This window comes from Paenibacillus sp. NRS-1782, from assembly GCF_050467685.1.
GTDB classification, from domain to species: Bacteria; Bacillota; Bacilli; order Paenibacillales; family Paenibacillaceae; genus Paenibacillus; species Paenibacillus terrae_A.
This window is the reverse complement of sequence record NZ_JBITPH010000018.1, coordinates 181,114-196,873: the sequence shown is the minus strand read 5'-3', so window position 1 is coordinate 196,873 and position 15,760 is coordinate 181,114. Positions and strand designations below refer to the sequence as shown.

At 48.3% G+C, this 15,760-nt stretch carries 11 protein-coding genes and 1 pseudogene; 3 read left to right on the top strand and 9 right to left on the bottom strand.

What is annotated here, in order from left to right; genetic code table 11:
• The first annotated feature begins 48 nt into the window (after positions 1–48).
• The gene (locus ACIFQM_RS08030; RefSeq protein WP_430065233.1) at positions 49–1,797 is read left to right on the top strand and encodes an ABC transporter substrate-binding protein; all 1,749 of its coding nucleotides are present in this window, start codon (positions 49–51) and stop codon (positions 1,795–1,797) included.
• A gap of 178 nt (positions 1,798–1,975) precedes the next feature.
• Here ACIFQM_RS08030 and ACIFQM_RS08025 read toward each other — a convergent pair whose 3' ends face one another.
• On the bottom strand, positions 1,976–3,376 hold the full coding sequence (locus ACIFQM_RS08025) for a transcriptional regulator (protein WP_430041683.1): 1,401 nt from the start codon (positions 3,374–3,376) through the stop codon (positions 1,976–1,978).
• A gap of 274 nt (positions 3,377–3,650) precedes the next feature.
• On the opposite strand from ACIFQM_RS08025, the gene ACIFQM_RS08020 reads away from it, so the two are divergent.
• The gene (locus ACIFQM_RS08020) at positions 3,651–3,905 is read left to right on the top strand and encodes a DUF6953 family protein (protein WP_430041685.1); all 255 of its coding nucleotides are present in this window, start codon (positions 3,651–3,653) and stop codon (positions 3,903–3,905) included.
• Between the two features lie 75 nt (positions 3,906–3,980).
• Here ACIFQM_RS08020 and ACIFQM_RS08015 read toward each other — a convergent pair whose 3' ends face one another.
• The 4 genes from ACIFQM_RS08015 to ACIFQM_RS08000 form a co-directional block, all read right to left on the bottom strand.
• Positions 3,981–4,997 carry an asparaginase gene (locus ACIFQM_RS08015; protein ID WP_430041686.1) on the bottom strand — a complete coding sequence of 339 codons (1,017 nt, stop codon included), beginning with the start codon at positions 4,995–4,997 and terminating at the stop codon, positions 3,981–3,983.
• Positions 4,998–5,191: 194 nt separating this feature from the next.
• Complete coding sequence (locus tag ACIFQM_RS08010) at positions 5,192–7,801, bottom strand: S-layer homology domain-containing protein (protein WP_430047008.1); 2,610 nt, start codon at positions 7,799–7,801, stop codon at positions 5,192–5,194.
• Positions 7,802–8,189: 388 nt separating this feature from the next.
• A complete protein-coding gene (locus ACIFQM_RS08005; RefSeq protein ID WP_430041715.1) occupies positions 8,190–9,293 on the bottom strand; it encodes a response regulator in 1,104 nt (367 codons plus the stop codon).
• Between the two features lies 1 nt (position 9,294).
• Complete coding sequence (locus ACIFQM_RS08000; protein ID WP_430041690.1) at positions 9,295–12,438, bottom strand: ATP-binding protein; 3,144 nt, start codon at positions 12,436–12,438, stop codon at positions 9,295–9,297.
• An 81-nt stretch (positions 12,439–12,519) separates the two neighbouring features.
• Here ACIFQM_RS08000 and ACIFQM_RS07995 point away from each other — a divergent pair, with 81 nt between their 5' ends.
• Entirely contained in the window at positions 12,520–12,687 is a 168-nt protein-coding gene (locus ACIFQM_RS07995; protein WP_430041692.1) for a hypothetical protein, read from the top strand.
• 330 nt (positions 12,688–13,017) lie between these two features.
• On the opposite strand, the pseudogene ACIFQM_RS07990 reads toward ACIFQM_RS07995, so the two are convergent.
• The 4 genes and pseudogenes from ACIFQM_RS07990 to nikC all read right to left on the bottom strand — a co-directional run.
• Positions 13,018–13,137, bottom strand: a pseudogene (locus tag ACIFQM_RS07990) (nickel import ATP-binding protein NikE); the annotation flags it as partial.
• Positions 13,138–13,194: 57 nt separating this feature from the next.
• Complete coding sequence (locus ACIFQM_RS07985) at positions 13,195–13,974, bottom strand: ABC transporter ATP-binding protein (protein ID WP_430041694.1); 780 nt, start codon at positions 13,972–13,974, stop codon at positions 13,195–13,197.
• Positions 13,971–14,933, bottom strand: a complete 963-nt coding sequence (locus tag ACIFQM_RS07980) for an ATP-binding cassette domain-containing protein (RefSeq protein WP_430041696.1) — start codon at positions 14,931–14,933, stop codon at positions 13,971–13,973. The genes ACIFQM_RS07985 and ACIFQM_RS07980 overlap by 4 nt, the downstream gene beginning before the upstream one ends.
• On the bottom strand, positions 14,930–15,745 hold the full coding sequence (gene nikC, locus ACIFQM_RS07975) for a nickel transporter permease (protein ID WP_430041698.1): 816 nt from the start codon (positions 15,743–15,745) through the stop codon (positions 14,930–14,932). Before nikC ends, ACIFQM_RS07980 begins: the two co-directional genes overlap by 4 nt.
• Positions 15,746–15,760 lie beyond the last annotated feature (15 nt).

The window sequence follows — 15,760 nt, the reverse complement described above, 5'->3', positions numbered from 1 at the left end:
AAACGACTGCACTTTAATCATCCATAGGGGAAACGGAGCAACCATTTTATGAAACTTCATGCCCAATTTTTACGGCTTCACTCGCACACCGCTGACGACAGGGATGAGAACCATACGATAGAGATTACGCTGGATGAGCTGGCCGCTATTTTTGACTGCACCCACCGCAATGCCTTGATGATCATTCAGAAAATGGAAAAGCATGACTGGATACAGTGGACTCCCCGCCGAGGCAGGGGCCGCCGCTCCAGCCTGCACTTCCTGATTCAGCCGGAGGACATTGCGGTGCAGTCCATGATGCAGGCCATCGACCGCCACGACATCAAACGCGCACTGGATGAAATCCGGACCCATTCGCGTTCATCCACGATGCAGGAGCATTTGCAAGGCTGGCTGCTGAACTACTTCGGGCATCACGCAGAGGTTCGCAGCGATCAGCAGCAGATTGATACGCTACGTCTGCCCATTCGCCAACAGCTATACACGCTGGACCCACTGTATATGAACTGGCTCGCGGAGTCCTTCGTATCCAGCCATGTCTTTGACGGACTGGCCCGCCGGGCGAACGAGAGCGGTGAGATTTTGCCGGGACTGGCGCACGCTTGGGAGGTGGACGCCACCCGTACGCAATGGACCTTTTTCTTACGTAAGGAAGTACTGTTCCATAACGGTAAAATACTGACCGCCGAGGATGTGGTTTATACCTTTGAGCGGCTGAGCCGTGCGCCGGGACGGCGGCTGTACCATTTTATCGTTCGGCAAATCGAGCATGTACAGGCGCTAAATCCAACGATGGTACGCTTCGAGCTAAAGGAGCCGAATGAGCTGTTTCTGTCCTTCCTATGTACCAGTCGTGCCGCCATCGTGCCTCGTGAGCTGAATCAGGCGGGTGAAGCAGTCTTTGGCCTCCGCCCTGTGGGCACAGGGGCTTTCAAGGTCACGGAGATGAACGAGAGCTTATGCATTCTGGAGGCATTCGCTCCTTATTTTCAAGGCCGCGCCCATCTGGACCGGGTGGAAATTGTTCAGCTCCCGTGGGCGGCCAAGCCGGAATCGGCGGCAGATACCGCAGATACCGCAGATACAGCTTCGCCTTTTCATATCATCCACAATCCCGTATTGGCCGGGAACACGGATACGGCATGGAGTCAGATTCACTCGGCAGCTTCGGTGCGTAAATTTATTACATGCAATACACACAAGGACGGGCCGTTACGCAACCCGGAGGTACGTGCCCGTATTGTGGCGTGTCTGGATCATCGCAGCCTCCCTCCGATGGTGAATGCATCCGACGATTCGTATGAACCCCCGGCAACGTTGCAAATTGCGACCATTCCCGAGTATAGAGCCGATGCGGACCGGGTCGCGGCCCAACTGGAATCGTGCGGATATACTTGTAATATCGTGGCTGCATCCATGGATGAATTCAAAAGCTCCTCCATCCGTATGGAATCGGACCTGATCATCTTTTCTCTGTTTCGTGACCGTGATGAGCAATTGCGCCTGTTCGATCTGTATCTCAATGTATCCGGGCATGTCGAGCCGCATAGCCGCGTTGATATCGAAAGACTGCTGCGCGATATTACACGGGAAGCGGATCATACGATCAGGGCGCGTCAATTCGAGCATATCGAGGCCCGGCTTATTCATGAGCACCAGCTCCATATTTTATATGAAAAGCCCGTCCAGACAGCATATCTCCCTTCTGTGCGCGGCGTTTCCTTCAACAGCCAGGGTTGGGTGGATCTTCGTCATGTCTGGTTCCCGCCGGCTCAACCGCAAATATCCAAGCCTTAATGAAAACTAAAAAAGGTATCCTCTTTTATAAGAGAATACCTTTCATGTGCTACCCAGCCTAATTTAAGCAGAAGTATCCCTGGATGAAAATGACCAGCCACCCAGCCCATGACTGTGAGCTCCGCTAGGGTCCTCTACAGGGGGAGCAATGGGTGAAGAATTAAGTATGATAAAAAAATTAAACGCGAGCAGAATAAAAATAATCTTTTTTAACATTAAAGTGATCTACCTCTCTAAGTAAATTTTTATATTCCTCCGTCTCCTCAGGGGAGGCAGTATGCCGGAATTTCTCAAATAAACCTACACATTTAATCGTTACAGGATTACCATTCAGCACCACGGAATAGGACAGGCTTTCCAACAGAAATTTCATACCTTTCGCATAGCGCTTATTATCGAGATCGTAGCAAGCCAGCTCTGCCAGGAATCGTGCATAGAGATCCGTTGACACTTGCTCCGTATAGGTGCCTACCTTGGTATGGTGATCCGCAAATGCGGCAATCTGTTTCTCGAAACGTTGCAATACATCGTCCACATTAAATTCATAACGGTTTGCGGCCAGCACAATTTTGAACAATCCCATCAGAATCTCGCCTTCGTTTCTTTCCAGATAGGCGACATACTGTGGAATGACGTCCAGTTTACCGGACATAAGCTGATACAGATATCCGTTAGCCTCAGCCCAGTTGCTACACTGTTCCTTCAAGCGGCGTGCTTCTTCCGTATCCTCCTGCACCCAGCTTAAATCAGCGTACAGAGAGACATATTCCAAAGCCTTTTCGTATTCTCCTCGTTCGTCACAAATACCGGCACGCAGCACGTATGAGTATACAATATACATAAACAAAGGACCCTTTGTTTGCTTGTCCCGCTCTTTTTTTCTTTTTTTCCCATATCTTTGCTCATACTGCACTTTAGCCCTGCGACACATTTTATCAGCTAATGCTTCCACTTTATCCCAACGCCGCAGCGAAACATAAGTATTGGCCAAATCTTTTAATGCATCCAGTTGATCCGCTTCACCCAAGCGATCTACAAAGCTTTCAAAGTGTGTGGCGGCCCACAAATTTTCATCCTGATCATCACCAACAGCGATTGTAAATAACCGATACTGGCAGAGAGCCAGACGCTCGGAATGCTGATACTTCTCACTTTCCGAGACATTTTTATAGATGATAGCTGCTGCCGCAAACTTACCTTTTCTGAACAATTCTTCTGCCGTCTCAAACAAGGCTGGAGCGTAAATTAGATAGTCCATCATAAATTCCACGACTTGTTCAATACAGTCCAGCTTATTCAGCTCTGCACAACGGTACAAAAATGGACGAACCCGCCGCCAATTTGGTGCTGAATTCCGTATAAATTCTTCAATGTACAGCTCATAGAAGATTCCCTCTTCAAGCTCCATGCCTGCCGCAATCCGATCCAATAGCAACATCGCAATCGGCCGATTACCGTTGATAATGGCACTGATTGTGCCCGCATTAATACCCGTGTTCTCCCCAAACTTACTAATCGTGATTCCTTCACGTCTGATATACTGCTCCAGCTCTGCACGAATCGTGGTTGTTTCCTTCAAATCAGGCACCCCCAGGGATTACTTGTATGTTTTCAATTCAAAAAAAGAAAATTCCCGTGAATATTCCCTTAATTATACAAAATAAAACCCACTTCGCCAACTATATAAATTTATTTACTCGAAATATATCTGGACAGAGTCAACCGTTTCTTGAAATCACTCAAAACCAATCTCCCAATAGGGGCTACTTACTACCAACAGATTTGGTAATTTCCTAGATTGCGTATACTATATAAAGAGTGAATTGAAAGGAACGAAGGAAAGGATATGACAAATGGACAAAACAGACAGTACCCCTACAACAGAACAGCAAATTGCAGCATGGATGGTCGCGCAAATTCGTGAAGTGGGAACCTTGAAACAAGAGGACGCGATTGCATATGTACGCTCTGAGTACGGAGAGCAGTATGTGTTTATAAGTGAGCATGGTCATGTATCTCTCGAAAAGGAAATCAAAAAAGCGTTTCGCAAGCTTCATAGCGGTAAAATCGCCTGGGATCGCGACGGATTCCTGTGGGCCTGGACGTAACAAGCAAAAGCATCTGCCATAGGCAGGTGTTTTTGGGATGCGGCTTCCTTCCTGTGTGGAAACCAGCCCCCTTCCTTACAGGGGGGCTGTATCCGTAGGCAAGGAAACCTCGTCCGCATAGTTTGTGGCCATAATTTTTGCTACTCCCGCAGGGTCAGTGGTCTGACCCAACGCCCACATCATTTTAGTCACAAGTGCCTCCGTCGTCATGTCATAACCCGGAATAACACCCTTTTCCAGCACCTTCTGCCCCACCTCGTAAATCGTCAGATCGCCGCCCTCATAAGGACATTGGGTGGTCACGACGATACTCATGCCATCCTTCATTAACTCCTCAATTTTGCTGATCAGGCTTCTTTCCTTGAAGGGCACGCCACCCATGCCAAAGCCCTCAATCACGATCCCTTTATAGCCCAAGCCCTGAATGGCATCGAAAATCGCCGGATTCGTACCCGGAATCAGTCTGAGCAGAAATACCTCCGAAGCATACTCGTCATTGTACGGATGGCGAACTGTACCGCGATTCGCAAATACGCCCTCTGTATAGACCACCTTCCCGTCTTCCACGAGGCCGATATACGGATAGTTAATACTCTCAAAAGCGTTATAGCTGCGCGTTCTGATTTTGGAGCTGCGGCTGCCGTTGATGATTTTGCCGTTAAATACGACAAATACTCCCGCTACCTCGCCACATGCGGTCAGGAACGAGTCGATTACATTTTTTTTGGAATCACTGTGCTCAGCCAGAATGGACACCTGCGAACCCGTCACCACGACCGGCTTGTCTACGGTTCCCAGCATGAAGCTCAAAGCCGAAGCCGTATAAGCCATCGTATCCGTGCCATGGGCAATGACGATGCCGTCGTACTGATCAAGGGAACGATGTACCATTCGGGCGATGGAGGCCCAATCCTCCGGTTGTGTGTTTGTGCTATCAATGCTCATCAGATTATGGGCATCAATTTCACAGATTTCCTTCAACTCCGGAATTTCCGCCAAAATATTTTCAGCCGATTGGGTTGGCGTCAGGCCATTTTCCTGATAGGAGGAAGAGATCGTCCCTCCGGTATTAATGAATAAAACCTTTTTCATGTACCCTTGTTCCTTCCCGATTACATCTTCACTTTATTGTTCTTAGAATTTATCATGAATAAGTGTGAGAAGCTACTTTTGATCCGAAAAGGGGAGATAGATTATAGGGCTATATTTTGACTAACCTTTTTCGATAAAAAAACAAAAGAGCCAAGTGCAAAATACACTTGTCCCTTTTATTCGTAGTAACGGTATTAGTTAAGTGAATCCAACAGCGTCTTCAATTGCGGATTGAGATTCAGCGCATTCAGGATGATTTGCAGAGCTTCTGCACGTGTGGAGCTACTCTTGGGATCAAACTTGCCATCTGCTCTGCCGCTGATGATACCTGCTTGTGCTTCAGCTTTGATCTCGTTAGCTGCATAAGAACCCTTCACGTCATCAAAATTGCCTTTGGTGGTGTCCTTCGATACGTTGTTCAGGTTTAAGATGCGGGATAAAAGAACAACCATTTCCTCCCGGGTGATCGTGTTATCCGGCTTGAACATACCATCCTCATATCCGCTGATGACCCCTGCCTCTACAAGTTTCTTGATTGGGTCTTTTGCCCAGTGGCTGCCGACGTCCTTCAATGAGACACTTGTATTGTTGCCACCTTTGATATCGAACACGCTACTCAGAATCACTGCAAATTCAGCGCGTGTGATCTTGCCATCCGGCTTGAACTTACCATCGTTGTACCCTTTAATCACATGCAGCTTTACAAAAGTATCAATAGTCTTTTCAGCCCAGTGTCCTTTAGTGTCCGAAAGAGCTGCTGTAACCGGAGTTTTTTTAGCTTCCTGAATCCGAGTCTCAATGTTCTTAATAACATTGAGGTCACCCTTCACTACATCTGACTTGAACACATCCTTTGCAGGATCAGGTGCAGGAGCTGGTACAGGAGTCGGTACAGGTACAGGAGTCAGATTAGTGTTAGTTGTGGTGGAACTACCACCACGGCTCGAAGAACGTTTGTCGATCGTAATAACTTTCGTTCCCACAACACCTGATCCATCATGAGCAACTGCCTGAATTGTAATAGTACCAGCTTGAGTTGCAACGAGTACACCATCAGCATTGATCGTTGCTTCCCCTGTACCAGCAATTACCGACCAGCTAAAGGTTTTATCCGTTGCATTGTCAGGAGTTACATTTGCCTTAAATTGAAGAGAGTCTCCAACGGACATTGTTCCACTATCGCCCGACACTGTGATAGCAGTCACCAACCGGGGAGCCCGTGTGACATTGACCGTATAGCTTTTCGTCGTTCCATCCTGTGCAGTCACTACAAAGCTAATAATATTTGACCCCACATTTAGACTAATCGGATTGTTGACCGGAGTCCCATTGAGCTGTAAAGCAGCCGTCGCGCGGCTATCCGTAGTTGTATACGTAGCTGTCGTAACAGAAATATCGTTAGGCACAGTTGCGGTGTAGGCGTACACACTTTCACTTACCGTTTGATCGAGCGTAATGCCGCTTAAATTCAGCGAGCTTAAGGCAACACTATTTGAACCAGCTCGTGTGACATTGACCGTATAGCTTTTCGTCGTTCCATCCTGTGCAGTCACTACAAAGCTAATGATATTTGACCCCACACTTAGATTAATCGGATTGTTAACTGGAGCCCCATTAAGCTGTAAAGCCGCTGTCGCGCGGCTATCCGTAGTTGTATACGTAGCTGTCGTAACAGAAATATCGTTAGGCACAGTTGCGGTGTAGGCGTACACACTTCCAGTTACCGTTTGATCGAGCGTAATGCCGCTTAAATTCAGCGAGCTTAGTGTGGCATCTGAAGAAACAGGAGGGTTCTGGCCAGCAGCCACAGCCGTAGAAACCATGAAGGTACCGACCATGAAGGGACCACTGCTTAAAGCTATAGTCTGAATTACCTTATTATCTGATGTCCTGATTACGCTCATGTTGCTGCTGCCATAATTGACCGTAAAGGCTTTGCTGCCATCAGCCGAGATACCGACCACATAGGGATAAGAACCAACCGCTACGGTGCTTTCCACTGTATTACTAGCGGTATTGATTACTGAAACAGTTCCAGAGCCACTATTAGCCACGTAAACCCTGCTCCCGTCGGGAGACACCTCAGTAGCCGACGGGGAGTTGTCCACAGTTACAGTTGCTTCCACCGTGTTGTCCACAACGTTGATGACAGAAACTGTTTTGTTCCCTTGATTTGCTACATAAATCTTGGTACCCGCAGGATTAACCGAAAGACCATACGGGCTGGTTCCCACCGTAATTTGACTGGTAATCGTATCGTTGGTAAAATCCACGACTGCTACTTTGTTAGCGCCAGACTGAGTCAGATAAAGCTTCTGGGCTGCCGCTACCATGGCTACAGGACGTGATAATACACTTACTGTACCCGTAACTGTAAGCGTTGCTGTATTGATTACAGACAGTGTGCTGCTGCTCATATTAGCTACATAAGCTTTGCTGCCATCCGAATTAAAGGCTACTCCGTGAGGTTGTGAGCCCACTGTTATTGTGCCGACCACTGTATCAGTAGCCGGATTAATCACCGAAACAGTTCCACTCGCTCTGTTGGTCACAAAAACCTGGGTACCGTTCGGGTTGAACGCTGCGCTATTAGGCTCACTCCCGACCGTAATTTTGCCCAATTCCACCGTACCGCTTTCCAAATCCACCACATCAACCTTGCCAGTATTGAAGCTTGTAATATAGGCTTTCTTTAATATGTCAGTAGTAGCCGCAGAAGCGGCATTAAAATTACCTAACAAAGTTGAAATTATACATAGAATAACTACCACTGCCGTAAGCTTCATTTTTTCTTTTCTAAACATTTTGTTCCCCCCTGATCGTTTTGCGGAATGGGATGCCCCCGCTTTCCATATTTAATGTTTTCCATAATATGCTATATATTTCCCGTGCTAATTACCGTCGCAACTTCGTGTTTCTGCTCGTCCTGATTATAAATCGGCATTGAAACGCTCAATTTGCCAGAACTCCCAACAGTATCGCTTGATTCACTCGCCCCTTATTGCCTCCCCCCATTGCAATACATACTATCAAACTGTTCTCACAAAATTCTCACAAAACCACGAATAATGTCGAAAAAAAAACAAAAAGAGACTATCCCCTAATAGATTGTTCAATCGGGAATAATCACTTTCTTATTCATCCAGTATTCAGTTTCGGTAAAAAAGGTCGGACAAGAAAAACTTTGCCGACCTACTCCAAATATGACGCCTTCTGGCTTCTCAGCTTCTGCGGTGGCTCCAGCCCCAGCTCCTTGCGATAGGAAGCCTCGAACTGCGCGTAATGCCTGACGATTTTCTCCTTGTCCCCACTGCTTGCATAGATGCTCAACAAAGTCTGATTCATCTCCTCGTGCAGGGGGTATACAGTCAAATACGAATCAATCTTCTGCTCCGCCCTTTTCCAATCCTCCCTGGCAAGATTCTGTTGGATCAAGCTGCGTACAAGCGATGTGTACCGTTTGCAGAATACTTCCTCCAGCGGAGCTTTCCAGAAGTAATCTTTTCTATCCAGCAGCGGACCTTTGTAGAGCGAGCATACATGTTCCGCTTGCGCCTCATCCTGAAGTCCTCCCGCAAGAGAAAAGTCATACCGTTCATATTCCAGCACATCGTACGTTCGATTCGATGGTTCCAGCATGTATCCTTCGTTCGTTTTCTGAATCTCCATGCCGATCTCTTGCTCTTTCAACAGTTTCTTTAAACGATACATCGTGTTGTGCAAATTATGCGACGCGCGGTCCTCGCTCATATCCGGCCACAGCAATTCCGCCAATCGCCACTTGTTGAGATTCTGACCCGGATGGCAGAGGAAATAAGCGAATAACTCCTCCGTCTTGCGTGTCGGAAAGCGGATTAGCGACCCTTCCCGACTTCGGACCTCGAATCCTCCAAAGCACCGAATCGAGGCAAGCCCCACCTGCTGTTCAGCATCGCCGACAGGTCGATGCAGCTTGAACAGCCGGTTTGCGACCCGCTCGATCGCCGCGGGTGTCACGGGCTTCAAAATATAGTCGAAGGCATAAACCTTGAATGCATCCAGCGCATAATGCTTGTAAGCCGTCGTGAAGATGATTTTCGTCTGCTCCGACGCTTCGTTGATATTTTCCGCGAGTTCCAGCCCGTTCATCTTTGGCATTTCCACATCGAGGAAAGCGACATCCGGCCGAAGCTCAGACAGGCTGGCCAGCGCCTCAAGCGAGCTTGTAAAAGCACCTATGATCGTAAAGTACGGGTTTTGCCCGATGACATATTTCATTAAATTCAAAATCGGTATTTCGTCCTCCACAATGACCACATTAAACAATCTCGCTCCTCCTCCGTTTACCCGAACCGATCTTTTCGTTATTCCTTACAGGCAAATACATCGTTATTTTAGTTCCTCTTCCCCTATCGGAGCTGATGTTTAGCGTTGCCCCTGGCAGAGAGTCCAGACGCTTGCGGATATTATGGATGCCGATGCCGCAATCATGCATATCTCCTTTGGACATGCGATCCAACAGATCATCCGGTATGCCGACGCCATCGTCTTCGACTACCACCCGGATATAACCATCTTCCTCGTCGATCCTGAGCGTCACCTTGCCGTAACCTTCCTTCTCGAACAAACCGTGCCGAATCGCATTCTCGACAAAAGGCTGGATGCATAAGGAAGGAATTCCCAAATGATCTATACGGTTATCGTAGTGAAAGTCGTAGTCGAACCTCTCTCCGAAACGGGCTTTTTCAATCTCAACATAAGCCTGGATCAACTCCATTTCCTGGTAGAGAGGGACGAACAGTGTGGAAGAATCCATGTCCAGGATGTAGCGCAAGTACTGACTGAGCATCGATAACAAGTACGCAGCTTTTTCCCCGTCCGTATAGCAGAATGAAATAACGCTGCTCAAGGCGTTGTAGAGAAAATGCGGTTTGATCTGCGCTTGATGGAACGCCAGCTCATTGCGAATCGCTTCTTGGAGCGATGTTTTCACAGCGATCAGGGTCTGGATTCTGGCAATGAGCGTTTCCGCCTCAAACGGCTTAGTCAAATAATCGTTTGCCCCGGCCCTGAAGCCGAGCGCGATGTCTTGCGGCGTATCCTTAACCGTTGCGAACAAAATGGGCAGGTCGAGAATAGAGTAGCTGCTTCGTAGTCTCTGACACAGCTCAATGCCCGAGATCCCCGGCATCATCACATCGAGAATGACAAGATCGACTTGCGGGTACTCTTCTATTTTCTCCAATGCTTCTTTTGCTGAGAAAGCGGTGACGACATTGTAGCGATGCCGTTTCAAAATATTCAACAAGGTGTGGATATTAGAGGCTTCATCGTCAACAATCATGACTGTATGCTCGTGTCCATCCCAAATATTCAGCTCCTGATCCTTATCGGTATATCGCTGCTGCTCTTGCAACGCATATGCCGTTTCACGATTAGCCGGTACTTGGACTGCGCTTGGCAATGTAAACGTCATGCGCGTGCCTTGACCGACCTCCGACCAATCCACCCGAATTTCTCCACTCATCCGTTCGACCAACTTGCGGCTAATGTACAAACCAACGCCCATTCCTGTATATCCATCCTTCGGCAGCGGCCCGTCAAGCTGCTCAAAATATTCGAAAATCACAGCATGCTTATCCTTAGGAATCCCTGTTCCAGTATCCTCGACAGAAATCGTAACAGTTCCCTTGGTAACGCTCGACACCACCTTGATCGACCCTTTGTCTGTATGCTTAACGGCATTGCTGACCAGATTGTACATAATTTGACGCAGACGATTTTCGTCCGCTTGCACCCAGACGTCGGGACCGACTTGATTATCCAGTCGCACAGCTTTTCCCAAAAGTTCAAATTGCAGCACGTCGAATACAATCTGCGTTACCATTCTGGCATCCACAGCGGTCGGATGCAGACGCAGTTCCCCGTGCCTCAAACGGGTAACATCGACCAAATCGTGAATGAGCATGGACAGCTTGATAGATGTATCCTTGATCAGCGAAAGATTCCGTTTTTGCTTCGGCGACAGATTTTTTTCCTCATCATCCAGCAAATAAGACGTCATATTCAGGATTCCATGCAGTGGAGTCTTGAGCTCGTGGGATGTGTTCATCAAAAACTCGTCCTTGAGCTGATTGGAGACCGTCAATTGATATGAAAGGATTTCCGTCTTCTCATAAGCATTGGAGAATCGAACCACGAGCAGAATATTCATAATGATAATGAAACAAATCACCCCGAGTTTTCCCACCAGATCGGTCGAAACCATATTTTCCGAATAGAGGCTTCCGTCCACCAAAAAGACCATCATCGAAACGCTCCCGCCAATAAAAAGCATTAATTCCTTCCGATCGGATGAGCCGCCTTGGCTTTGAATATACAGATACGCCATTCTGCCAATAATATATAGGAAAACGATGATTAAGTAAAAAAAGAAAACGTATTTTCCCTGGATATGCACACGATAAGGCAACACGACAACCGCCGTAATATATAGGCCTAACGGAGCCAGTATCAGCTTCATCATCCGAGACGATATGAGGCGGGCTTCAACTGAACTGAAAAACAGGATGAGTACCACAGCTCCGACAAATTCGCTTAAATCCAGCAGCTTGTAAGTAATATCAAAAGGGAGGCCAGGCAGTACTCTCTGTAAAATTTTTTCGCCAAAAAGTGCTTTTTCCAATAAAAGCAGCAGCAAATATAGCCCGCTGAGCCAATATGTTTTCTCTCTTCGCCCTAGCAGGCAGAAGCTGAGATGATACACGCCAAACATGCCAAGAATCAATATAATTCCGATATCGGTGCCGACCTGTATACCATTTAGCTTCGTCACATCTTCAGCCAATCCGAATGGGATCGAGCCAGCAATACCACCGGTGACAAATACGTAGTTAGACACTTGAATTACAATGTCAATTTCTTTGGCATCCGTGTGAAAAAACGCACTGTAGGGCGTATTTCCAGGCTGATGCTCCTTGATATCGACTGCTGGGCGCCCACTTTCGCCTTCTAACTTGCCGTTAATGAACAATCGATGGGAAAGGCGAATACTCCTTATTTTTAAACCTAAAACTTCATCCGTATCTTTAACCAGCACTTTCAACCGGTACGTGCCATACCCTCTTCGGTTCATACCGCCATTCGCTGATTTCCCTCTCCACGTGCCAGGTACGGATAAATACGAGACCTCTGTACGCGTCCCTTCGTGAAAATCGACAGGCTCCAGTAATTCACCTTCATAAAATTCCCACTCTCCATCCAGGTTGACCCATCCCTGCTTGTGGAAATCCCAATTCGACAAATCCAGCACTCCCCGCTTCACAGGCGGCATGTCCTGATTCGGTATCGTTTGGGAATAAATAGCGACGAACAACACAATGGAGAGCGAAAAGATCAAGCCAATTCCGATGGCCTCACGATATTGCCCCCTTTTGATACATAGCTCCCCCTCGGAATTCATTTCAACACTTTTTATTCTATACATTACGTACTTCACAAAAAATCACAAGACTGATTTAAGTGAAATTGGAAATAAGCGTGGGTGAGTACACAATTTATTTTACAGACTCTACAACTAGAAACGAAGCTGATAGAGGCTCAGCATGTAAAAGAAAAAGCAACCATCACAGAGGAAAGTCTGCGACAACTGCTTTCTGGCTTTCAGGACCACATCTCCAGCTATGTAGAAAAGCTGATCGTGATCCACTAGATTTACGAAAAGAGAATCTAGCTGTAGGAACAAAAGAGATCTAAATTCGATATAGAAATACCAGCCAATTGATCAATCCGCCTTCAGACGGAACGCTATGCTCATCCAGCTTAGCCCGTTCCACGTATTTTACGACCGTTCTTCGCATTGTACTGCTCCAGCAATTGAGTACGAAAGCAGATTTCCTCATATTAGGATATCCCTTTTTAATCCAAGTGATTTACTGTGATTTTATATTATAACGGGTTATTTAAATAATACAACAAGTAAATTTGATTTCAATTACTTATCCATATGTTGCACAAAAAAAGGACCCTTGCGGGTCAACTCTCATTCATGAAGTGAAAGACGGACTGCTGGATGTTCCGGTAAAATGGACGAAATCAGCCGCTGCACCGCAGGATGAGCCGATTCAAAAATCCGGTCCTTCTCGTCACAGCGCTCGATCAATATTCGACAAAGAAAGCTTATATTTATTTTAAATTTGTAGAATATGAGAGGTATGGCTCATTCCGCCAACGTTTGAAACAGAGTACGCGTGTATTCATGCTGTAACAGGTCTTTATCCCACTCCTGAAATATCTCCACAATCTCCCCCTGATACATGACGACAATCCGATCACAAAACGGACGGGTAGATTGAAGATCATGGGTGATAAAAAGATAGGATAGCTGGCGCTCCTCCTGTGCTTTCTTGAGCATGTCCAGTACGGAAGCCTGCGTTTCCGTATCGAGATTGGCGACAGACTCGTCGAACAAGATGATTTCCGGCTCCACCGCCAGCGCACGGGCGATGCATACCCGCTGCTTTTGTCCGCCACTTAGCTGCGATGGGTATTTCTCCAGACATTCCGCGTCCAGCCCCACCGATTCCAGTAAAGACAGGCAGATCTCCAGTGCTTGCGCTTTTCGTTCGGGAAAATAGTTGCGTATCGGCTCCTCCAAAATATCTCGTATGATCATGCGAGGATGGAGCGAGGAAGACGAATCCTGTGCGACCAGCTGGATTCGTTTGTACAGATGGATATCCTTCATCCTTCCGGTGTGAATGGGCTGATGATCCAGCCAAATCTCCCCCGAGGTCAACGATTCCAGCCTTAGGATACATTGTGCCAGCGTACTTTTGCCGCTTCCGCTTTCGCCAACCAGTCCGAGGCATTCTCCCCGTTGCAGCTCCAGACTCACCTGCTTCACGGCGGCCTGCCCGCTATCTTGCTTGTTGGACCAGCCTTTTCTCCGTCTGCGGACAGGATAGGCTTTGGTCACTTGCTTTAGTTCCAGTATCATTCGCGCATCCTTCCTTCCGGGCTCATCTCCAGTACACGATCCGCTACACGACTCACACCCTGACGATCATGAGAAATCAACAAAATAGTGAGATCCAAATCCTCTCTCAACTGTTGGAATAACGCCAGAACCTTGTCCCGGTTGATAACATCCAGCGCCGTGGTAGGCTCATCGGCAATAAAAAGGCGCGGACCGGAGCTTAGCATCGCAGCCAGCAGTACCCTTTGACACATCCCTCCGCTTAATTCAAAAGGGTACGAGGACAAAATATGCTCAGGGTCTGCAAACCCGACCTTGCTCAATAAAGAGCACAGATAAGCCTCCTGCGCTTGAGTAGCGCAGCCCCCAGCCAGCTGTGCAATCCCGCTCAGCATCTGCCACATCCGGGGCAGCACGACCTGTGGGGGGGCTTGATGCTGTACAGGGCGGGGGAGGTTGCCCAGCCCCCTCTGGTCGGGCGGCATCCAGCGCCGCCCGTGCAGTCTAAGCGTGTCCGTCAGCTGTGCGCGGACGGTACGGATCGGATTCAACCCGCTCAGCGATTGTTGAATGAGCAGGGCAATGTCCTCGCGGCGCAGCCTTTGCCAGCGCCGTTCATCGAACGGGACGATGTCCTCCCCGTTGTAGTACATATGCCCCTGCGTAACGCCGATCCCCGGCTCCAGCATGCCCGAGATTGCGTGCGCGGTCAGACTCTTGCCGCATCCGCTCGGCCCGGTCAAGGCCACAATTTCCCCCGGATACACGGAAAAGCTGACATCCCTGAGCAACGGTTGATGTCCGCTTATCCGCATTGTTTTCCCATTCGCACCCGGCTTCCTACCTGCGTCCGTACCTGCTGCTGCGTCAATGCGTGTACCCGCTCCTGTGCCTATGCGACATATCTCCAAATGTTCCACGTGTAACAGTGGCTTGCGCCCTGCCATATTTCCATTCATCTGTCCTGTCCCATCCTTCATTCTGCCGCCCCCTTTTCCGAGAATCGGTCTCCCAGAAGCTGGCAGGCAAGCACAAATAGCATAATCGCCAAGCCCGGAAAAATCATGACATGCGGCGCCACCTGAAAATACGACGTCGCATCATGCAGCATCACGCCCCATTCCGGCTTAGGCGGCTGTACACCCAGCCCCAGAAAGGAAAGTCCGGCAACCATAAGCACCACTCGCCCGATGTCCCAAACCGCATACACAAGCAGCTGTGGCAGCGCCTGCGGCAATACATAGCTTCTGAGTACGCGCACATGTGAATTACCGGATAAACGGGCGTATCGGACATAGTCCTCCTGACAGGCTTTTTGAACAAGGGTGCGAATATACCGAACATACCCGGCCCACCGTACCGCAATAATGGCTAAGGTCATGTTTACAAAGCCTGGACCCAAGATACCCACAATCGCCACCGTCAAAATAATATCGGGAAAAGCAAGCACTCCGTCAATCACCCGCATGACTAGCTGATCCACACGCCCGCGCACATAGCCAATGAGCAAGCCTATCGGCAAACTGATACACAAGGTGGTCACTGTAATCGCACAAGCAATCAGTACGCTGGTCCGAATCCCGTAAATCAGCCGTGACAGCACATCCCTCCCCAAATGGTCCGTACCGAAGGGATATTCCCGGCTGGGCGGCTCCAGGCGCTTCAGGAGATTGACATTGAGAGGATCATGAGGGGCAACCCATGGAGCCAGCAATCCGAGCAGTACGATCAGGCCCAGCATTACGCCTCCTGTCAGTAAGCTTCCTTTGAAGGACAGCCGCATGTTTTTCATTTTCAACTTCCTCCC